A 21,037-nucleotide genomic window follows, 5' to 3' on the forward strand; every position below is an offset into this window, starting at 1 on the left:
GATGGCCATTATTCCGCATATTATTTGAGCACAGCTGTTGCTTGACACTTTTTTAGACGCCTCCTATGATTTTTTTACCAAATGATCAAAAAGCAGGGGAACTAAAAAATGACCAAGCAGATCATATTGACACGCCGTGCCGTCATCGCATCCGGCATTGCCCTCGGCGTCGGTGCGCTTGCACCGGCTGCTCGAGCGGCAGCGCCACTCAAGGTCGCGGGCATTCACGCCTCGCCGGTCGAAAATGCCTGGAATTCCTGTCTTCACAAAGCCCTTCAGGACGCTGCCAAGGAAGGCGTCATCGAATACGCCTTCTCTGAGGGAGTCTCGGGCACGGACTATCCGCGCGCCATGCGCGAATATGCCGAACAGGGCAACAAGCTGATTATCGGAGAGGCCTACGCAGTTGAAAAGGAAGCCCGCCAAGTCGCAGGTGATTATCCGGACACCGCCTTCGTGCTCGGCTCAAGCGGCGAGGCTGCCGGCAGCAATTTCGGCGTCTTCGGCACCTGGAACTATGACGGCGCTTATCTCGCAGGCATGCTCGCCGGCAAGATGACCAAGTCGAACGTCGTCGGATCCGTCGGCGCCGTTCCGATCCCCGAAGTCAACATGCTGATCAACGCCTTTGCGGCTGGTGTCAAGGCGGTCAACCCGAACTGCAAGCACCTCGTCTCTTTCATCGGCACCTTCTTCGATCCGCCCAAGGCGCGTGAGGCCGGTCTCGCACAGATCGACGCAGGCGCCGATGTTCTCTTCGGCGAACGCATCGGCACGGCCGATGCCGCCAAGGAGCGGCATATCAAGTCCGTGGGATCGCTGATCGACTACACGCCGCGCTACCCCGACACCGTCTTTGCCAATGCTATGTGGTATTTCCGTCCCATTCTCAATGCCGCCATCGCCGACGTTGCAGCTGGCAAGCCGGTCGGTCGCAACTACACGGCCTATGGACTGATGAAGGAGGGAGGCAGCGACATCGTCTACGTGAAGGGCACCGCCTCGGCAGAAGCGGAAGCGGCCATGGAAAAGGTCCGTGCCGACATCAAGGCTGGCACCTTCGAGGTGCCGAAGGTGCCGGATCAGCCGAAGTAACTCTCCGGTTCGATCATGAGCAGCCCGTCATTCGCCGACGCCACCGAGCTAGCCGGCGCGATCAAGGCCGGCAAGCTCGCCTGCGTGGATGCGATGCGGGCAGCTCTTGCCGCCTGCGTCAAGCAAGACGAGCTTGGCGCCATCACCTATCTCAATCCGGAGGCAGGGCTTGCGGCAGCGCGCGCCCTGGATCAGGAGACGTCGGCGTATCCAGAGCGCTTCGCTGAGCGGGCCTTTGCCGGCGTGCCGACGGTTGCCAAGGATCTCGGCGGCCCCTTTCCGGGGTTGCCAGTGACGGCTGGCTCTCGGCTGTTCATCCGTACCGGCAATGGCGTAGACAGCGATCTGGCGGGGCGCTTTCGCGATGCCGGCCTCTGCGCCTTTGGCTTGAGCACCAGCCCGGAGTTCGGCTTCTCCCTCGCCTCCGAGCCGGCAATCGGGCCGATCTGCCGGAACCCTTTGGATCCGATGAGAACTGCCGGCGGCTCGTCGGGTGGAGCTGCGGCCGCAGTTGCCGCCGGCATCGTGGCAATCGCCCATGCGACGGATGCGGGCGGCTCGATCCGAGTGCCAGCCGCCTGTTGCGGCCTTATCGGGCTGAAGCCGACGCGCGGCGCCGTGCCCGCCGGCCCGTCCTTCGGCAATCATCTCGGCGGCATAGCCAGCGAACTCGCCTTGACCCGCTCCGTGCGCGATACCGCGCGGATCTTCGATGTCGTACGCGGTCGGACACGAGGACCTTTCGCTGATATCGCGCAATTCCCCGCCAAGATCGGCAAGCTTCGCATTGGGCTTCTTGCCGACACCGGACAGCACTATGCGATCGAGCCAGACAGAGCCGAAGCGGTGGACGCCGCTGCCCGCTTGCTTGAAGGACAGGGACACGAATTGATATCCCTTCGTTGGGGGGACGTAGAACGCGCCGTTGAGGCCAGCGCCCTCGCCTTTGGCGATATCATTTCCGTCAATATTGCCAGCCTGATTGACGATCTCGACCTGGACATGCGTGCCGCCGAGACGATGACGCAGGCCTTCATCACGCGCGGACGCGCCATGCCGGCAACAGCCCTTTGGAGCTCGCTCAATGGCGCCGTAAGGGCCAGCCGCAGCCTGTGGGAGATCTTCGACACGGCGGATGTCATCGTCATGCCGATGCTCGCCTCGGCGCCACCGCTGATCGGATCCTTCCCCACGGATCATTCGGACACCGAGCTGCACCTTGAGCGCATGACCACCTTTGCGCCGCTTGCCTCGCTTGCCAATATATCCGGCTTTCCAGCGATCACACTTCCCTTCGGCGAAGATGCCGAAGGATTGCCGCTGCCGGTCCAGCTGATGGCACCCATGGGTGAGGATAACCTCTTGCTGCAGCTTGCATCTGTGCTCGAGGCCGAGCAACGTTGGCAGCACCGCTCCCCGATTGCAGGATTTCCGACATGAGCATTCCTGTCTTGACCATCGAAGGTGTTAGCAAGCGCTTCGGCAGCACGATTGCCAATGACAATATCTCGCTGTCATTGGCAAAGGGCGAGATCGTTGCCCTGCTCGGAGAAAACGGTGCGGGCAAGACGACATTGATGAGCATCCTCTTCGGGCACTATGTGCCCGACACCGGACGCATCCTCATCGACAACGTGGAACTGCCGCAGGGCAAACCGCGCGCCGCAATCAAAGCCGGCGTCGGCATGGTGCATCAGCATTTCTCGCTCGCGCCGAACCTGACCGTTCTCGAAAACATCATGACGGGTACGGAGGGACTATGGTCGCTCAGGTCCCAAACGGCGGCAGCCCGCAAAAAGCTCCTGGCGATCTCCGAGCGCTTCGGCCTGAAAGTCGATCCCGACGCGCGCCTTGGCGATCTCTCCGTCGGCGAGCAGCAGCGTGTGGAAATCCTGAAAGCCCTCTACAATGATGCGCGCATCCTGATCCTCGACGAACCGACCGCGGTTCTCACCCAGATCGAGGCGGAGAAACTCTTCTCGACGCTGAAACAAATGGCGGCGCAGGGCCTGTCCTTGATCTTCATCTCTCACAAGCTCGATGAGGTCATGGCGACGGCCGACCGTATTGTCGTGCTGCGCGGCGGCAAGGTTGCAGCCGAAAGGCAGGCGTCTCAGACCAGCAAAGCAGAGCTTGCCGAACTGATGGTCGGACATCGCGTCACACGCCCGACCAGGGAAAAAAGCGTACCTGGCGGCATCGCACTCGAAGCTCGCGACATCACGCTCAAAAGCGGCGGCGTCGAGCGCCTGAGGAAGATCAGCTTTCATGTCCGTGGGGGCGAGGTTCTCGGCATCATCGGGGTGTCCGGAAACGGCCAGGCGAGCTTGGGCCAGATTCTGTCCGGCACCGCAAACCGTTCCTCAGGCGAGCTTCTCCTATTCGATAAGCCCGTCGGCGATCTCGACGTCGCCGCGGTCATCGATGCCGGTATCGGACGCATTCCGGAGGACCGAAACCGCGACGGTGCCATTGGCGAAATGGCAATCTGGGAAAATGCCGTGCTCGAGCGCCTGTCCTCCTATTCCAAGCGCGGACTGGTCGACAAAGGCGCCGGCATGGCCTTTGCGCAGGAGATCATCGAGGCATTCGACGTACGCGGTGGCAATGCAGTGACCCGCACCCGCCTATTGTCGGGCGGAAACATGCAGAAGCTGATCCTCGGACGCAATCTCCATGAACGCCCGCGCATCCTCATCGCCGCGCAACCGGCGCGGGGGCTGGATGAGGGCGCTGTCGCCGCCGTTCACGGGCGCATTCTGGAAGCTCGCCGGCAAGGCACCGCCGTCCTGCTGATCTCTGAGGATCTGGACGAGGTCATTGCGCTGGCCGATCGAATCCAGGCAATCGTCGGCGGGCGTCTTTCGCCGCCCATCGATGCCGATGAGGCCGATGCACGGCTGCTGGGACTGATGATGGCAGGCGAATGGAAAGAAAAGAGCAGGGCCGACCATGCGATTTGAACGGCGAGAACACCGCCCACTCTACATGATGATCCTCGCGCCCTTGCTTGCCATCATCGCAGCGCTCGCGCTCGCCGGCATCCTGATTGCCATTGCCGGGGCACCGGTTTTCGAAGCCTATCGGCGGATTTTGCTTGGCGCCTTCGGCTCTCGGCTCTCGGCAACAGAGACACTCACACGCGCAACGCCATTGATCCTGACGGGGCTTGCCGCCGCCATCGCGTTTCGCGCCCGCCTGTGGAACATCGGCGCCGAGGGGCAATTCTATTTCGGCGCCATTGCCGTTGCAGCATTTGGGTCGAAAATGCTGGCCGGTGTGCCCGGCCCTTTCCTCATTCCGCTCCTGATGGTGATCGGCGCCATCGCCGGAATGATCCTGATCCTCGTGCCACTATGGCTGCGGCTGCGCTTTTCCGTCGACGAGGTTGTGACGAGCCTCATCCTGAATTTCATCGCCGTTCTCTTCGTCTCCATGCTGATCGACGGCGTGCTGAAGGATCCGACGGCATTCGGCTGGCCGCAATCCCAGGCTCTGGTCGATCAGGCCATGCTACCGAAGCTGATCGCCCGTTCACGCCTTCATATCGGCTTCGCAATTTCGATCGTCATCGCGGCGATCGTCTATTTCGTCCAGTCGCGCACCGTCTTCGGCGTGCAATCGCGGGCAGCCGGCCTCAACCCGTCGGGCGCTGTCTTTGCCGGCGTTCGCCTCGGCTCAACCCTCGTCAAGGTCGCATGTCTTTCGGGCGGGCTGGCCGGCCTTGCCGGTGCGATTGAAGTCATGGGCGTCAAAGGTTATGTGACCACCGATCTGTCGCCCGGCTTCGGCTATGCCGGCATCGTCGTTGCGATGCTCGCAAACCTCAACCCGCTTGGTGTCGTGCTTGCGGCGATCTTCACCGCAACCATGTTCGTCGGCGCGGATGGCATGAGCCGCAGCCTTGGCATCCCCACCTATATCGCCGACGTCACGGTCGCCCTTTCGCTACTGACCATGCTGATTGCATTGTTCTTCACGCAGTACAGGATCCGCCGATGAGCACGCTGGTCGACATCATTGCCTCTGCCGGACTGTGGGCTGCCGTGCTGCGGATTGCCACACCGTTGATCTTCGGCACGCTCGGCGCACTGCTTTGCGAGCGAGCCGGCGTCCTCAATCTCGGCATCGAGGGCATCATGACGTTCGGCGCGATGATCGGCTGGCTCTCGGTCTATCACGGTGCCGACCTGTGGACCGGCCTTCTGATCGCAGCGATCGCCGGCGGCATTTTCGGCCTGCTCCATTCAGCCCTGACCGTAACGCTCGGCCTGTCGCAGCATGTTTCTGGCCTTGGCGTGACGCTCTTCGCATCCAGCTTCAGCTATTACATCTTCCGGCTGGTCGTACCAGTTGCCGGAACGCCGCCAACCATCACGCCCTTCCAACCGATCGCAATCCCCGGCCTGTCGACCCTGCCCTTCATCGGCCCGGCTCTCTTTACCCAGACAGCACCGACCTATCTCGCAATCCTGGTGGCGCTCGTCATGGCCTACCTCATTTTCCGCACCCCGGTCGGGCTTGCAATCCGCATGGCGGGTGAAAACCCGCATGCGGCCGAGGCTCAGGGCCTCAACCCGATGAAGATCCGCTACGGCAGCATCATCGCGGGCAGTGCCTTGATGGGCATGGGCGGTGCCTTCCTAACCTTGTCAGCCTTCAACAGCTTCTTTCCGACGATGGTGCAGGGCCGCGGCTGGATCTGCATCGCACTGGTGGTCTTTTCGTCCTGGCGGCCGGGCCGAGCACTGTTCGGCGCCTTGCTTTTCGCCTTCTTCGACGCATTCCAATTGCGCCTCCAAACCGCAGTCCAAGGCATCCCCTATCAGATCTTTCTGATGACACCCTACATCCTGTCCATCGTCGCCCTTGCCGTCATGAGCCGGCGAGCCCGCGTGCCGCAGGCGCTGATGCAACCCTATCGCCGTGGCGAGAGATAATCCGAGGAGCCTTTCATGTTCGATCTGATCATTCGCAATGCCAATCTGCCCGATGGCCGCAAGGGCATCGACATCGCAGTCAAGGATGGCAAGATCGCAGCAATCGAAGCCTCGATCACCGCCGAGACGAAGGACAAGATCGATGCGACGAACAGGCTGGTGAGCCCGCCCTTTGTCGACCCGCATTTTCACATGGATGCGACGCTATCGCTCGGTCTGCCGCGTATGAACGTTTCCGGCACGCTTCTGGAAGGTATCGCGCTTTGGGGAGAGTTGCGCCCCATCGTGACCAAGGAGGAGCTTGTCGATCGGGCGCTACGCTATTGCGATCTCGCCGTCACGCAAGGGCTGCTGTTCGTCCGCAGCCATGTCGATACCTCCGATCCCAAACTGGTGACGGCTGAGGCGCTCCTGGAAGTGAAGGACAGGGTCAAGCCCTATATCGACCTGCAGCTTGTCGCCTTCCCACAGGATGGTTACTACCGCACCAAAGATGGTGTCGCCTCGCTTGGGAGAGCGCTCGACATGGGCGTCGACATCGTCGGCGGCATTCCCCACTTCGAGCGCACGATGGCTGAGGGCAAAGCCTCGGTCGAAGCGCTTTGCAGGATCGCCGCCGATCGCGGTCTTCCCGTCGACATGCATTGCGACGAAACAGACGACCCGATGTCGCGCCATATTGAAACTTTGGCAGCGGAGACGGTCCGCTTCGGGCTGCAGGGCCGTGTTGCCGGCTCGCACCTGACCTCGATGCATTCGATGGACAATTATTACGTCTCCAAGCTCATCCCGCTGATGGCGGAAGCCAAGATCAACGTCATCCCCAACCCGCTCATCAACATCATGCTGCAAGGCCGGCATGACACCTACCCCAAGCGGCGCGGCATGACGCGCGTGCGCGAACTGATGGATGCGGGCCTCAACGTTTCCTTCGGCCATGACTGCGTGATGGATCCCTGGTATTCGATGGGCTCCGGCGACATGCTCGAAGTCGGGCATATGGCCATCCACGTCGCGCAGATGGCTGGCATCGAGGACAAAAAGAAGATCTTTGACGCCCTCACCGTCAACTCCGCCAGGACGATGGGCCTTGAGGGATACGGGCTAGAAAAGGGCTGCAATGCCGATCTCGTGGTGCTGCAGGCCGTCGATATGCTGGAGGCGCTTCGCCTGAAGCCCAATCGCCTCGCCGTCATCAAGCGCGGCAAGATCATTGCCCGCTCAGCCCCACGCATCGGCGAGCTTTTCCTTGACGGCAGGCCACAGACGATCGATGGCGGGCTCGACTACGTGCCCGTCAGGAGCTAGCAATCCGTCTCGTAAGCCACAACTAAGCCGTCCGCGGCTCAGGCCTCGCTCTCACCGCACAGCGGTATCTCGCAACACTCTTGTTGCGGGATATCAGGCGACTGCGTTGTGCGAGAACCATTCACGTCAACCAACTTTGACCGCCTCTTTCCACCAATCCATCCACCAATCCATCGCGCGTATAGATCACATATGCGCGACTAATATAAACCTCACTTTACAACTAACATGTCAGCATGATACGCACTGATCTCGCAAGATCGGGAGGATCGAATGAGAGAGAGTTTTGGCCTGTCGGCCGCCCTGGCAACCCCTTTTGACGCTGAGGGCGAGATCATAATTGCTGGCGTGATCGCACAAGCCAAGCATTGCCTTGCAAATGGCTGCAGGAGCGTCACACTGTTCGGCACGACGGGCGAAGGCGCCTCGATCGGAATGCAGGAACGCCAGCAGGTTCTCGCGGCAATGCTGGAGGCCGGCATCGCTCCCAGGCATATCGTCATGGGCGTTCTGGTCGATGCCGCCGAGGACGCTGCAGCGCAGGCAGCCCAGGCGCTCGCACAGGGTGTTCGCGGCATCCTCCTTGCTCCGCCATCCTATTTCAAGAACGTCAGCGACGATGGACTTTTCAAATGGTTCGCCGCCGTTTTCACCATGCTGGGCGCCCATGCCCGCGACGTGATCGTCTACAACATTCCGTCGGTGACGATGGTACCACTTTCCGTTTCTCTCGTCGGGCAGCTGCGCGCGGCATTTCCGGAGGTCGTAGTCGGCGTCAAGGACTCCTCCGGCGACTGGCCTTATACAGAGACGCTCTTGAAGACGCATCGTGACCTCATCATTCTGATCGGGGACGAACGCCATCTGGCGCGCGGCGTCCGCCTCGGCGGGCAAGGTGCGATTTCTGGCATGGCGAACCTGCTTCCCCGCGAAGTGCAGGCCATGGCCGAGCAAGGCGTTGATGACGCCAACGTCGAACGTTTCGTTGGAGAATTGCTGAACTATCCGGTCATCCCGTCCATCAAGGCGATCCTCGCTCGCCTTGCAAATGACGCGAGCTGGCTTGCGGTACGCCCGCCACTCGTGCCAATGAACGCTCAGGATTCTGACAAGCTCTTTGCTGCCTTCGACGCATTGTTTCGCGCCAGGGCGGCGTAACCGAACAACCCGGAGCTGCCGATGGACGGACCAGGCGAACAGCCGACGTTGAGGGAAAAAGCCTATGAGAGCTTCACGCGCCACCTTCTGGCGCGCGACGTTCGCCCAGGCCAGTTCATCTCACAGCGACGGCTCGTCGAGCTGACGGGACTGACGCTCGGAGCAATCCGTGAGCTCATTCCGCGCCTGGAAGCCGAAGGGCTGATCAAGACGGTGCCGCAGCGCGGGTTGCAGATCGCCCATATCGATCTGGATCTGATCCGCGAGGCGTTTCAGCTTCGTCTCTTCCTGGAAAAGGAAGCGGTGGCATTGTTCACCTATTCGGCGTCGGACGACACGATAGCCAAGCTTTTGAAGGATCATCGCGATATTGCCGATGCCATCCGCTCCGGCGACAATTCTCCAGAACTCGAGCTGCATGCGCAGTCCGTGGACTGGGGCATGCATGACGCCTTCATCGACGCGCTTGGCAACACGATCATCTCGAATGCCTATCGCGTCAACTCCATCAAGATGCGGCTGATCAGCCAGGACAGATTCCGCATCAATGGCCATGTCGGGCCGGTGATGGAGGAACACTTGAAAGTGCTTGAGGCGATAGAGCGGCGCTCGGCCAACGAAGCCGTCACAGCACTCGTCTCGCATATCGGCGGTGCCCGGGACCGCGCATTGAAGATTTGAATGGGTTTGAATAACAAGGCCGCGAATGAGGAGATTCTCGGCCAAAAGAGGAGGAACAGAATGTCATCGTCATTTTTCAATCCGACACGTCGCGGCTTCATGGCCGGCACCGCCGCGCTTGGCGCAGCAAGCCTTCTGGGTGTTCGCACCGCATCGGCCGCCGTAGACTGGAAGCGCTTTTCCGGCACGACGCTTGAGGTCAACCTGATCAAGAGCCCGCGCAGCGAGACGATCCTCAAATACTTAAGCGAATTCGAGGCACTGACCGGCATCAAGGTCAATGCCGAGGCGACGCCCGAACAGCAGCAGCGGCAGAAGACGACGATYGAGCTTTCCTCCGGCAAGCCAAGCTTCGATGTCGTGCATCTGAGCTATCACGTCCAGAAGCGCCAGTTCGAAAAAGGCGGCTGGCTCGCCGATATCAGCGGCTTCATGAAAGATCCGTCGCTCACCGATGCGTCGCTGACGGAAAGCGACTTTGCCGAGGCGGGCCTGAAATTCGCGAAGGATTCCGCGGGCGTCATGCGCTCGCTCCCCTTCTCGGTCGACTACTGGATCGTCTACTGGAACAAGACCTTGTTCGAAAAGAAGGGTCTCACCTACCCCGCAACCTTCGAGGACATGGTCAAGGCCGCCGAGGCTCTAACGGACAAAGCGACCAACACCTACGGCTTTGTCGCGCGCGGCCTGAAGAACGCCAACGCGCCGGTCTGGACGACATTCATGCTCGGCCATGGCACGACGCCGCTCTCGGCCGACGGCAAACTGCAGACGGAATCGCAAGGCGCCGTCGACGCCGCCAAGCTCTATCAGCGTCTAATGACGAAATCGGCCCCTCCCGGCGTTTCCGGTTTCAACTGGGCCGAAGCACAATCCGCCTTCCTGCAGGGCAAGATCGGCATGTGGCTTGACGGCGTCGGCTTCGCACCGCCGATCGAAAACCCGGAAAAGTCCCGCGTCGTCGGCCAGGTCGGCTATGGCATCATGCCGAAAGGACCGAATGCGCAGGCAGCCGCCACCACCGGCGACGGAATCGGCGTCACCGCCGCCAGCCAGAAGAAGGAAGCAGCCTATCTCTTCTGCCAATGGGCGATTTCGCACGACATGGGCGCGCGGCTGTTGCAGGCCGGCGCCGGCGTTCCCTTCCGTCAGTCCATCCTGGAAGATCAGAAGGTGCGCGAAGGCGTGAAAATGCCGGGCGCATGGCTGGATGCTGTGGCGGGCTCCGCCAAGGTCTCGCAACTCGCCCTGCCCGTCATCATTCCGGTCACCGAGTTCCGTGACATCTACGGCGTCGCGCTCACCAATATGATCGGCGGCGCCGATCCTGCAAGCGAACTGAAAACGGCGACGGCGCAGTTCGAGCCGGTATTGGCGCGAAGCGAGGGATAATGGCCTCTGTGAGTATCGAAGAGACCAGAACGAAAGCTGAGAAGAGGAGCAAGCCGCAAAGGCTTGCTCCCAACTACTGGCCCTTCGTCGTTCCGGCACTGATCGTGATCGCCGCAGTCATTGTCTTCCCCTGGGTCTTCACCCTTTGGATGAGCGTAAACAAGTGGACGCTCGGTCAATCGCAAAGCTTTATCGGCTGGGATAACTATGTCCGGCTGGCGACGGACGCGCGGTTCTGGGAGTCGTTATGGCATACGGTTCTCTACACCGCCCTGTCCGTGGTCGGCCCCTTGGTGTTCGGGACGCTTGCAGCGCTGATCTTCGATGCAAATTTCCCGCTGCGTGGCTTCCTGCGCGGCGTCTTCGTCATGCCGATGATGGCAACGCCGGTCGCCGTGGCGCTCGTATGGACGATGATGTTCCATCCTCAGCTCGGCGTACTGAACTACCTGCTATCGCTGGTCGGCATCGGACCGCAGGAGTGGATCTACAATCAATCCAGCGTCATCCCATCGCTCGTTCTGGTCGAGGTATGGCAATGGACGCCGCTTGTCATGCTGATCGTGCTCGGCGGCCTCGCCTCGGTGCCGCGTGAGCCCTATGAAAGCGCTGAAATCGATGGCGCCAATGCCTGGCAGAAGTTTCGCTATCTGACGCTGCCGATGATCTCGCCCTTCCTGATGATCGCCGTCATTATTCGCGGCATCGATGCGATCAAGAGCTTCGACATCATCTATGCGATGACCCAAGGCGGCCCGGGAACAGCGTCCGAGACGATCAATATCTACCTCTACAATACCGCATTTTCCTATTACGACATCGGCTATGGCTCGGCCATGGCGGTGGTGTTCTTCATTCTCATCGTCGCGCTCTCCTTTATCCTCCTGATGATGCGGCAGCGGACGAAATGGACTGACGCGGAGGGACATTGAGATGAAGCGTTCGACGCTCAACCGCATCGGCCTGCTGTTCGTGGCGCTGGTGATTGTTTCACCCGTCGTGCTGTTCTTCCTCTGGATGATCTCGCTTTCGCTGAAATACGAGATCGACAACGGCGCTTATCCACCGATCCTCATTCCTGATCGCATTGCCTGGACGAACTATTTCAACGTCTTCCAGGAAAACAATTTCTTCCTCTATTTCTGGAACTCCATTCTGGTGACGGGGGCAGCGACCCTGCTTGCGCTCGTCATCGGCGTACCGGCCGGTTACGGTATTGCGCGGCTGAAGGCTGAGAAGTCCGCGATCGTCATCATGATCGCCCGCATGACGCCGGGCCTGTCCTTCCTCATTCCGCTGTTTCTGCTGTTCCAATGGCTCAATCTCTTGGGAACGCTCTGGCCGCAGATCATCATCCATCTCGTGGTGACAGTCCCGATCGTAGTTTGGATCATGATCGGCTATTTCGAGACCACACCGATTGAACTGGAGGAGGCTGCAAGCATCGACGGCGCAACACCGTGGCAAGTCTTTCGCCTTGTCGCCCTGCCGATCGCACGACCCGGCATCGTCGTTGCTTTCATTCTCTCGGTCATCTTCTCCTGGAACAACTTCGTCTTCGGCATCGTGCTTGCCAGCCGCGAGACCCGCACGCTACCGGTGGCGGTCTACAATATGCTCTCGTTCGAGCAGGTCAGCTGGGGGCCGCTTGCGGCTGCCGCACTGATCGTGACGTTGCCGGTTCTCGTGCTGACGATGTTCGCGCAACGGCAGATCATCGCCGGCCTGACCGCCGGTGCTGTCAAATGATGCAGCCTTCGTTCCAGAGAAACCCGTTGATGAAGACAAACGGAAAGCGGCTTTGAACCCTCCTTCCAATTTCGATCCGCCAGCAGGTGCCCCAAAGCATGTCCTTTGCGTCGGCGCTRCCGTCCTTGATACGCTGTTTCGAGTTCGCACGCTGCCCGCCGGCGAAGGCAAGGTCTTGCCGTATGAGATGCTGCAGATCGCCGAAGGCATGGCTTCGAGCGCGGCCTATGCCGTTGCTCAGCTCGAAGGACGAGCGAGCCTCTGGGGTGCTGTCGGCAGCGATGAAACCGGCGAGCGGATCATCGATGATCTGACCGCTGCAGGCGTCGCCACCGAAGGCATGCTGCGTGTCGAAGGCGCCCGGTCTGCCGTATCGACAATCCTCGTCGACGACCACGGCGAAAGACTGATCGTCCCCTTCTACGATCCGAAACTGCATCACGACGTCAAACACTTCACGCATGACGATGTCGCCGGTTTCGACGCGGTACTCGTCGACGTGCGCTGGCCATCCCTGGCGCTTGAAGTACTGCGGACAGCACGCGGCCTGGGCAAGCCGGCCGTTCTCGATGGCGATGTGGCACCGGACGGCATCATCGAACGCCTGGCACCGGAAGCGACTCATATCGTTTTTTCCGAACCTGCCGCCCGACGCCTTACCGGCGTTGCGGACTTCGCGGAAATGGCCCGCCTCCTGAAGAAAAAGTTCAGCCATGCCTTCATCTGCGTAACAGCTGGGGCCGCCGGAAGTTTCTGGTTCGATGACCAAAGCGATCTCATCAGACACAGTCCGACGATTGGCATCAGGGTCTTGGACACATTGGCAGCCGGCGATATTTTTCACGGGGCCTTTGCGCTTGCAATCGCTGAAGGGATGACGCCGGCGGATGCAATCCATCTCTCATCGGTTGCCGCGGCCATGAAATGCGAGGTTTTTGGCGGGCGGTCGGGCGCTCCGACGCGGGCCGAGGTCATCGCGCGGATGAACGCGGCTCAACTGCCAGGCACGCCTTAGGCGCACACAGTCAGTTCTTGGTCCAAGGACAGGTCATCCATCGGTTAAGGGGATGACAGCGATGCACGCGTGGATTATATCAGTCTCCGCGACTCAAGCAGGAGGATCGCCCAGATGAGAAATTTCGGTTCCAACTGACGCTGACTGGCAGCACCGAATTCGGGCTGTCCCTTGGTCCGCTCTCGTCCATTCCCATCCTCTTGATGCCCATGGAGGGCATATATGCTTCGTCGTTTCTTCTCCTATTATGCACGCTATAGGAAGCTGTTTTTCCTCGATTTCGGCTGCGCTGTGCTCGCAGGCCTGCTGGAACTCAGCTTTCCCCTGGCAATCAAGCTCTTCATCGATCAACTGTTGCCGAGCCGTGACTGGAGCCTGATCTTCGGAACGGCTGCGCTACTGCTTGTCGTCTACGCGCTCAACACTGGCCTCTCTGCCATTGTCAACTATTGGGGCCACGCACTCGGCATCTCGATCGAGTCTGACATGCGCCGCCAGGCCTTCGACCATATCCAGAAACTGTCCTTCCGCTATTTCGACAACAACCGGACCGGACATCTGATCACGCATGTCACCAAGGATCTCGAGGAAGTCGGCGAGATTGCCCATCACGGCCCCGAGGATCTGTTCATTGCCATCATGACCTTCATCGGCGCCTTCCTGCTGATGTTCAGTGTCCATTGGAAGCTCGCGCTACTGACCACCACCATTGTGCCCTTCATGACCTGGTTGGTCAGCCGCTACGGCTCGAAGATGACGCTCAATTCACGCAGCCTGTTCGGCAAGGTCGGCAACTTCAACACCCGCATGCAGGAGACGGTCGGCGGCATTCGCGTGGTCAAGGCCTTTGCCAACGAGAAATACGAGAGCCAGCTGTTTGCCAGCGACAATGACGACTACAAGGCGACCAAGCTCGACGGCTACGCCTATATGACGGCAGGCATTGCTCTCAGCTACTTCAGCACGCGTCTGGTACAGCTCATCGTCATGATGGCAGGAACTTGGTTCGTCATATCGGGAGAGCTGAGCTATGGCGGTTTCGTCAGCTTCCTGCTGCTCATCAATGTATTCTTCCGGCCGATCGACAAGATTACGTCGGTGATTGAAACCTACCCCAAGGGCATTGCGGGCTTCAAACGCTTCCTCTCGCTGATCGACACGGAGCCGGATCTTGCCGACCGGCCGAACGCCATCGCGGTCGATCACCTGAAAGGCGATATCGCCTACAAACACGTCAGCTTCGGCTATTCCGATCAAAGCGCGATCTTCAGTGATCTCACATTGACCATCGTTCCCGGCGAGACAGTCGCTTTCGTCGGCGCATCCGGCACCGGCAAGACGACGATCTGCTCGCTGTTGCCGCGCTTCTACGACGTCACATCGGGCAGCATTACCATCGATGGCACCGATATTAGGGACATGACACAGACGTCGCTGCGCAATCAGATCGGCATCGTGCAACAGGATGTCTTTTTGTTTGGATCGACCATCCGCGAGAATATCGCCTATGGAAAGCTCGGCGCGACCGACGAGGATATCATGAAGGCGCTGCAGCGCGCTTCACTTGCCGACTTTGTCCGTTCGCTGCCCGGCGGGCTCGACACGCCGACCGGCGAGCGCGGCGTCAAGCTTTCGGGCGGTCAGAAACAGCGACTTGCGATCGCTCGCATCTTTCTCAAAGACCCACCGATCCTTATTCTCGATGAGGCCACCTCGGCGCTCGATACAGCCACCGAGTACGCGATTCAGCAGGCCTTGCTGGAACTGGCGAAAGGACGCACCACCCTTGTCGTCGCGCATCGTCTTTCGACGATCCGCAACGCCGATCGCATCATCGTCATGGGTGATCGGGGCATTGTCGAGCAGGGCTCGCATGACGAGCTGATCGCACGCCATGGCGCTTACGCCCGGCTGCACAATGCGCAGTTCGGGCTTTACGCCTGACAGATTGGTATCAACCGATCATCGCAAGCCGAGCCTTCGCGTCTCGGCTTGCCACTCTTACATGTCGCCCAACTGCGCGGACAAGATCGCCGCACACTTTTGCCAGGTGGGCTTTCGCCCTCACTGGAAATCAAACACGCTCAGGCCTGTCGCCATCTCGTCTAGACCAAGCGGTCGCGTAACCGGCGGCTCTGCCCTTGCAAGGCAGCCCTGGCGTTCGCACAAGCGACAGGCTGGACCGATCGCAACGGGCATCGAGCTCAGCGCCTTGCCGTAGACCACCTCATCGCGGTGCGCGATGTCGCAGCCGACGAGAAGTGCCGTGCGGCGAATCCTTTCGCCAAAATCCGCCCGGGGGCCTTCGATGGTCCGCGATATCGTCAGAAAGCCCAGGCCGTCAGGCATTTCCGTCGCCTCGGTCAGTATTTGTCCCGGCTGAGCAAAGGCGGTGTGAACGTTGAGCTTGGGACACCCCCCGCCGAAGCGGGCCTGCGGGAAGCCCTGTGCCCCAGCCTTTCGAAGGCGATGACCGGCGCTATCGACTTCCATCAAAAAGAAAGCGATGCCTGCGGCCCCCGGGCGTTGCAACGTCGTCAACCGTGTGGCCGCCTGCTCGTAGGAAACACCAAAGCGCGCGCCGAGCCCCTCAATGTCGTAATGCAAACGCTGCGCCGCCGAAAGATAGGCGGCATAGGGCATCAGCAGGGCATGTGAGGCGTAGCGCGCCAGTTCAAAGCGGGCGATCCGCCTGGCTTCCGGCGTTGAGAGACCAAGGGCGTCGACCTCGAGGGCGAGTTCGTCACGCATGACAAGCAGCGAAACCTCGGTTGCGATCTCGCGAAGCTGGTCGAAGGGCGACAACCGCTCCGAAAGGAACAAGCGCATGGAGTGCCGGTCGTAGCGCCGCCGCAAACCGGGCATGGCATGCACCGGCAGCAGACGCACGGCAATGCCATGTTCGCTTTTCAACCATGCTTTCAGAGCGCCGGCGATTTCGTCCCCGGGCACAAGGCGGGCGTGAAAGGCCTCGGCAGCATCCTCGATACCGGCAAAGAAATTCGCCCTACCGTGCAGTCGATCATGTACCTCGTCCAACGGCAGGCGTGGACCGGCAACCTCGGCGATCCTGCCCTCGCGGGACAGGAGTTCGGCAAGATCCGACAATCTCGCTGCCTGTTCCCGATAGGCCCGATACAGCCGGATCATACCATTGGCGGCATTGGGCGCCGCTTCAGCAAGTTCGATCAATTCTTGATCGCCCGGGATCTCACCGACCAGCAGCGGATCGGCGAAAATTTCGCGCAACTGCCCGGCATTGCCGCTTTGCTCGCCCTGCAATTCGTCGAGGTCCACCTTGTACACGGCTGCCAGCTTCAACAGCAGTTGCACGGTCAACGGTCGCTGATTGCGCTCAATGAGATTGAGATAGGACGGCGATATGTCCAGCGCCTGCGCCATCGTCGTCTGCATGAGGCCAAGACCAGTCCGGATGCGTCGAACCCGAGGTCCGGCAAAGATCTTGCGCTCGGCCATTTGTCGTTCCTTTTACAGCGGTACGCCGGAGGTGTGATTTACATTATTTACAAATTTACACATCCGCTTTGTCAACGATAACACATCATAACCCCTTTATCTATTGGGATTTATCGGTTTCCCTAGCCATCCAAACGAGTATTTTGTAAATATCGTCGTGCATTCAACATCGACATCACGATCAGAAGAACAGCATTGGGAGACTGGCATGACAGATTTTTACAAACTGGTTCCAAGCGCACCGACCGGCCGTTTCGATGGCGTCGAACGGCCCTATACCGCCGAGGATGTGAAGCGGCTGCGCGGATCTGTCGCCATTCGCCACTCCCTGGCCGAGATGGGTGCAAACCGCCTATGGGAGCTGATCCACGAAGAAGATTTCGTCAACGCGCTCGGTGCGCTTTCCGGCAATCAGGCCATGCAGATGGTTCGTGCCGGATTGAAGGCGATCTACCTGTCGGGATGGCAAGTTGCTGCGGACGCCAATACTGCATCCGCCATGTATCCCGACCAGTCTCTCTACCCGGCCAATGCCGGCCCGGAGCTGGCGAAGCGCATCAACCGGACACTGCAGCGCGCAGACCAGATCGAGACTGCAGAAGGAAAAGGTCTATCGGTCGACACCTGGTTCGCTCCGATCGTTGCCGACGCCGAAGCCGGCTTCGGCGGCCCTCTTAATGCCTTCGAGATCATGAAGGCCTATATCGAGGCAGGCGCTGCAGGCGTCCATTTCGAGGATCAGCTGGCATCGGAGAAAAAGTGCGGTCATCTTGGCGGCAAGGTTCTCATCCCGACCGCCGCCCACATCCGCAATCTCAACGCAGCTCGTCTGGCGGCCGACGTCATGGGCGTACCGACATTGGTCGTTGCGCGGACCGACGCGGAAGCGGCTAAGCTCCTGACCTCTGACATCGACGAACGCGACCAGCCTTTCGTCGATTACGATGCGGGACGTACGGTCGAGGGCTTCTATCAGGTCAAGAATGGCATCGAGCCCTGCATCGCCCGCGCCGTCGCCTACGCACCGAATTGCGATCTCATCTGGTGCGAGACGTCGAAGCCGGATCTCGAGCAGGCGCGGAAGTTCGCGGAAGGTGTGCATCGGGTGCATCCGGGCAAGCTGCTAGCCTACAATTGCTCACCCTCGTTCAATTGGAAGAAGAATCTGGACGATGCAACGATCGCCAAGTTCCAGCGCGAGTTGGGGGCGATGGGCTACAAGTTCCAGTTCATCACGCTTGCCGGCTTCCATCAGCTGAACTTCGGCATGTTCGAGCTTGCCCGCGGCTACAAGGCCCGCCAAATGGCTGCCTATTCCGAGCTGCAGCAGGCGGAATTCGCAGCCGAGGTCAATGGCTACACCGCCACCAAGCACCAGCGCGAAGTCGGAACCGGCTATTTCGACGCGGTATCGCTGGCAATCACCGGCGGCCAGTCATCGACTACGGCCATGCGCGGCTCGACCGAGCATGCCCAGTTCAAACCGGCAGCAGAGTGAAATCGAGATCAAAGGAGGAGAAAGACATGCCATCGATAGCACGCGTTCGCGAGAGAGCCGAGGAGCAATCTCTCACCATGAATTCCGATCAGCAGGCCGTTATCCGCATGCTGGCCAATGAACTGCACCGCCTCAACCAGGCGGTCATGAATGCGGTCGAGGCGGGCGTCTCCGTCGAACTCGTCCGCTCTTCCCGCCACCATGGCGGGGACGGCAACTGGGGCGACCTGTTGATCCCGGTCGTCGTCGCCAATGCGGCTCGTCCTGCCTGACGGCGCAGCTCAAGAGCATGCGGTGAATTCGCATTGCGGCGGCCAACACGCTTTGGCCGCCGCAATGCCGTTTGATCAAAAGGGATAATGCTGCGCCGGATCTTCGATGGTAATCCATCTGAGATCGGTGAATTCAGCAATCGCCGCCTTCCCACCGAAGCGGCCATAGCCGCTGCCCTTGACGCCGCCGAACGGCATTTGCGCCTCGTCGTTCAGTGTCGGGCCGTTGATGTGGCAGATGCCGGACTGGATGCGCGCCGCAACGGCCAGGGCGCGCTGCACGTCGCTACTGAAGATGGCCGACGAGAGACCATATTCGGTATCGTTGGCGACACGCACTGCTTCGTCTTCATCGGCGACGCGGATGATCGGCTTCACCGGACCGAAGGATTCTTCAGCATAGACCCGCATATCCGGCGTCACGAAATCGAGCAGCGTCGCCTCGACAACGGTGCCGGTGCGCTTGCCGCCTGCAACCAGTTTGGCTCCCTTTGCCTGCGCATCGGCAATCAGCTCTTCCATTTTCTTGGCTGCATCGAGGCTGATCAGCGAGCCGAGGACCACATGACCGCGCGGATCGCCGGCCGGAAGTGCTGCGGCGCGCGCCGCAAGCTTGGCAACGAAGGCATCGGCAATCGCCTGATGCACGATGATGCGCTCCGTCGACATGCAGATTTGGCCCTGATGCATGAAGGCACCGAAAATGGCGGCGTTCACGGCGCCATCGATATCCGCGTCGTCAAGCACGACAAGCGGCGCCTTGCCGCCGAGTTCCAGCAATGCGGGCTTCAGATGCTTGCCGCTAAGCTCCGCGATGATCCTGCCAACCTTGGTGGAGCCGGTGAAATTGACCCGGCGAACCGCCGGATGCGCGACCAGCGCCTCGACGATCAGAGGCGCATCTTCAGGCGCATTGGTGATGACATTGATTACGCCGGCGGGAAGGCCGGCCTCCGTCAGCGCGGTCGCGATCAGCCGCTGCGTGCCGGGGCACTGCTCGGAGGTTTTCAGGATGACGGTGTTGCCGCAGGCGATCGGCATGGCGATGGCGCGTGTGGCAAGGATAACGGGCGCGTTCCAAGGGGCAATGGCGAGGCAGACACCGGCCGCCTGACGCACACCCATGGCAAGTGTGCCGGGTTTGTCTGACGGAATAATCTCGCCGCCGATCTGGGTGGTCATCGCCGCGGCCTCGCGCAGGATATTGGCTGCCAGCATGACGTTGAAGCCGGCCCAGGGTGCCGTCGCGCCTGTCTCTTCCATCATCAGGCGCGTAAATTCACCAACCTTCGCATCCATGATATCGGCCGCCTTTGCCAAGATCGTGCGACGTTGCCCGGGACCCGTGCTCGACCATGCGGAAAAGGCATTGGAAGCCGCCTCGATCGCGGCGGCTACATCTTCAAGACCAGCGGCCGGTGCGCGGCTTGCTAGCTTATCGGTAAAGGGGTCGTGGCGATCATAAGTGCGCCCGCTGGCCGCCGGCCTGTCGACGCCGTTGATGAGAAGGGAAATATTCATCTCTTGTCTCCTGATGAGGATGTTTTCCAATGCATGTCACGCAAAAGTGCGTAGCGGCTTTGCGCGACATGCATGAATTCAAAGACCTAAAGCGCGAGGAGCGAACCCGAAGGTTCGCGACGCGTTTTAGAAGCCGAGGACATCGGCATTGATGGAGGCTTCGAGCCCGCCATCGACCGGAAGATTGGCCCCGCTTACCCAGCGCGCGCCATCCGAGCAGAGGAACAGGATCGCAGGCGCGATGTCGGCTGACGTTCCTGCCCGCCCGACGCGCGTGATGTCGCTATCGACACGCTCGTCACCGAGTACGGCGCGGAATTGCTTGAGAATCGGTGTTTCCACTGGTCCGGGGCTAACGGCGTTGACGCGAATGCTGCGATCTCTGAACAGCGGCTGATGCGCCGCCTGCATAGTCCAGAGCAGCAGCAATTCCTTGGACAGCGGATAACCCTCTTCGTTCTTCAAGCCGTGCTCAGCCGCGACGGCAGCGACGTCGGGAAAGCCCTCGATCGCCGTCAGCGTCTTTGCCCGCTCGAGATTGGCCCGCCAGCCATAACCCGCGATCGAGGCGACATTGACGATCGCGCCCCCCTCCCGCAATCGTGACGCGACCGCCTGCGAAAGCGCCCTTAGGCCATAGAAATTGACCGCAAGCGTTGCCGCAATACCAGTACTGCCTGAAAGGCCGGCGACGTTGGCCAATGCGTCGATCCTGCGCGGCAATTGCCCGACGATGTCGGTCACGCCCGCAACGCTCGAAATGTCGCCCTTGATGAAAGACGTGATGCCCTGCGATGGTTCGCGCACATCGATCCCGATAACATCCGCGCCCAATTGGCCCGCAAGCTCAGCGGTGCGTGCGCCTATACCCGAAGCGACCCCGGTGACGACGATGGTCTTGCCGAAAAGCATGATTTCACCTTTCTCATGA

General features: G+C 60.3%; 18 protein-coding genes. 15 read left to right on the top strand and 3 right to left on the bottom strand.

Features of this window, described 5'->3' with window-relative positions; genetic code table 11:
- The first annotated feature begins 108 nt into the window (after window positions 1-108).
- The 13 genes from QD461_RS17290 (at window position 109) to QD461_RS17350 (ending at window position 15,282) form a co-directional block, all read left to right on the top strand.
- Window positions 109-1,095, top strand: coding sequence for a BMP family protein (locus QD461_RS17290; protein ID WP_414088836.1), 987 nt, complete (start codon window positions 109-111; stop codon window positions 1,093-1,095).
- 15 nt (window positions 1,096-1,110) lie between these two features.
- Complete coding sequence (locus tag QD461_RS17295; RefSeq protein ID WP_414088837.1) at window positions 1,111-2,535, top strand: amidase; 1,425 nt, start codon at window positions 1,111-1,113, stop codon at window positions 2,533-2,535.
- Window positions 2,532-4,058, top strand: coding sequence for an ABC transporter ATP-binding protein (locus tag QD461_RS17300; protein ID WP_414088838.1), 1,527 nt, complete (start codon window positions 2,532-2,534; stop codon window positions 4,056-4,058). The genes QD461_RS17295 and QD461_RS17300 overlap by 4 nt, the downstream gene beginning before the upstream one ends.
- Complete coding sequence (locus QD461_RS17305; RefSeq protein ID WP_414088839.1) at window positions 4,048-5,097, top strand: ABC transporter permease; 1,050 nt, start codon at window positions 4,048-4,050, stop codon at window positions 5,095-5,097. Before QD461_RS17300 ends, QD461_RS17305 begins: the two co-directional genes overlap by 11 nt.
- Window positions 5,094-6,035, top strand: coding sequence for an ABC transporter permease (locus tag QD461_RS17310; protein ID WP_414088840.1), 942 nt, complete (start codon window positions 5,094-5,096; stop codon window positions 6,033-6,035). Before QD461_RS17305 ends, QD461_RS17310 begins: the two co-directional genes overlap by 4 nt.
- 15 nt (window positions 6,036-6,050) lie before the next feature.
- Window positions 6,051-7,343 (top strand): amidohydrolase family protein, encoded by a 1,293-nt coding sequence (locus tag QD461_RS17315; RefSeq protein ID WP_414088841.1) that lies wholly within the window; start codon window positions 6,051-6,053, stop codon window positions 7,341-7,343.
- Window positions 7,344-7,616: 273 nt separating this feature from the next.
- Window positions 7,617-8,501 (top strand): dihydrodipicolinate synthase family protein, encoded by an 885-nt coding sequence (locus QD461_RS17320; RefSeq protein WP_414088842.1) that lies wholly within the window; start codon window positions 7,617-7,619, stop codon window positions 8,499-8,501.
- Between the two features lie 21 nt (window positions 8,502-8,522).
- Window positions 8,523-9,182 (top strand): GntR family transcriptional regulator, encoded by a 660-nt coding sequence (locus QD461_RS17325; protein WP_414088843.1) that lies wholly within the window; start codon window positions 8,523-8,525, stop codon window positions 9,180-9,182.
- 60 nt (window positions 9,183-9,242) lie between these two features.
- The gene (locus QD461_RS17330) at window positions 9,243-10,574 is read left to right on the top strand and encodes an ABC transporter substrate-binding protein (protein ID WP_414088844.1); all 1,332 of its coding nucleotides are present in this window, start codon (window positions 9,243-9,245) and stop codon (window positions 10,572-10,574) included.
- A complete protein-coding gene (locus QD461_RS17335; protein ID WP_414088845.1) occupies window positions 10,574-11,506 on the top strand; it encodes a carbohydrate ABC transporter permease in 933 nt (310 codons plus the stop codon). The genes QD461_RS17330 and QD461_RS17335 overlap by 1 nt, the downstream gene beginning before the upstream one ends.
- A gap of 1 nt (window position 11,507) precedes the next feature.
- Complete coding sequence (locus QD461_RS17340; protein WP_414088846.1) at window positions 11,508-12,323, top strand: carbohydrate ABC transporter permease; 816 nt, start codon at window positions 11,508-11,510, stop codon at window positions 12,321-12,323.
- Between the two features lie 52 nt (window positions 12,324-12,375).
- On the top strand, window positions 12,376-13,338 hold the full coding sequence (locus QD461_RS17345; protein WP_414088847.1) for a sugar kinase: 963 nt from the start codon (window positions 12,376-12,378) through the stop codon (window positions 13,336-13,338).
- Window positions 13,339-13,560: 222 nt separating this feature from the next.
- A complete protein-coding gene (locus QD461_RS17350) occupies window positions 13,561-15,282 on the top strand; it encodes an ABC transporter ATP-binding protein (RefSeq protein WP_414088848.1) in 1,722 nt (573 codons plus the stop codon).
- Window positions 15,283-15,402: 120 nt separating this feature from the next.
- On the opposite strand, the gene QD461_RS17355 is transcribed toward QD461_RS17350, so the two are convergent.
- The gene (locus tag QD461_RS17355; RefSeq protein ID WP_414088849.1) at window positions 15,403-16,815 is read right to left on the bottom strand and encodes a helix-turn-helix domain-containing protein; all 1,413 of its coding nucleotides are present in this window, start codon (window positions 16,813-16,815) and stop codon (window positions 15,403-15,405) included.
- A 208-nt stretch (window positions 16,816-17,023) separates the two neighbouring features.
- On the opposite strand from QD461_RS17355, the gene aceA reads away from it, so the two are divergent.
- On the top strand, window positions 17,024-18,313 hold the full coding sequence (aceA, locus tag QD461_RS17360; RefSeq protein WP_414088850.1) for an isocitrate lyase: 1,290 nt from the start codon (window positions 17,024-17,026) through the stop codon (window positions 18,311-18,313).
- A gap of 26 nt (window positions 18,314-18,339) precedes the next feature.
- Window positions 18,340-18,585 (top strand): hypothetical protein, encoded by a 246-nt coding sequence (locus QD461_RS17365; RefSeq protein WP_184706814.1) that lies wholly within the window; start codon window positions 18,340-18,342, stop codon window positions 18,583-18,585.
- Window positions 18,586-18,660: 75 nt separating this feature from the next.
- Here the strand turns inward: QD461_RS17365 and QD461_RS17370 are convergent, their stop codons facing one another.
- Both QD461_RS17370 and QD461_RS17375 read right to left on the bottom strand, forming a co-directional pair.
- Window positions 18,661-20,106, bottom strand: coding sequence for an aldehyde dehydrogenase (locus tag QD461_RS17370; protein WP_414088851.1), 1,446 nt, complete (start codon window positions 20,104-20,106; stop codon window positions 18,661-18,663).
- A 126-nt stretch (window positions 20,107-20,232) separates the two neighbouring features.
- Window positions 20,233-21,018, bottom strand: coding sequence for a coniferyl-alcohol dehydrogenase (locus tag QD461_RS17375; protein ID WP_414088852.1), 786 nt, complete (start codon window positions 21,016-21,018; stop codon window positions 20,233-20,235).
- Between the last annotated feature and the right edge of the window lie 19 nt (window positions 21,019-21,037).

This window comes from Rhizobium sp. BR 314 (assembly GCF_047445805.1).
GTDB classification, from domain to species: Bacteria; Pseudomonadota; Alphaproteobacteria; order Rhizobiales; family Rhizobiaceae; genus Rhizobium; species Rhizobium lusitanum_B.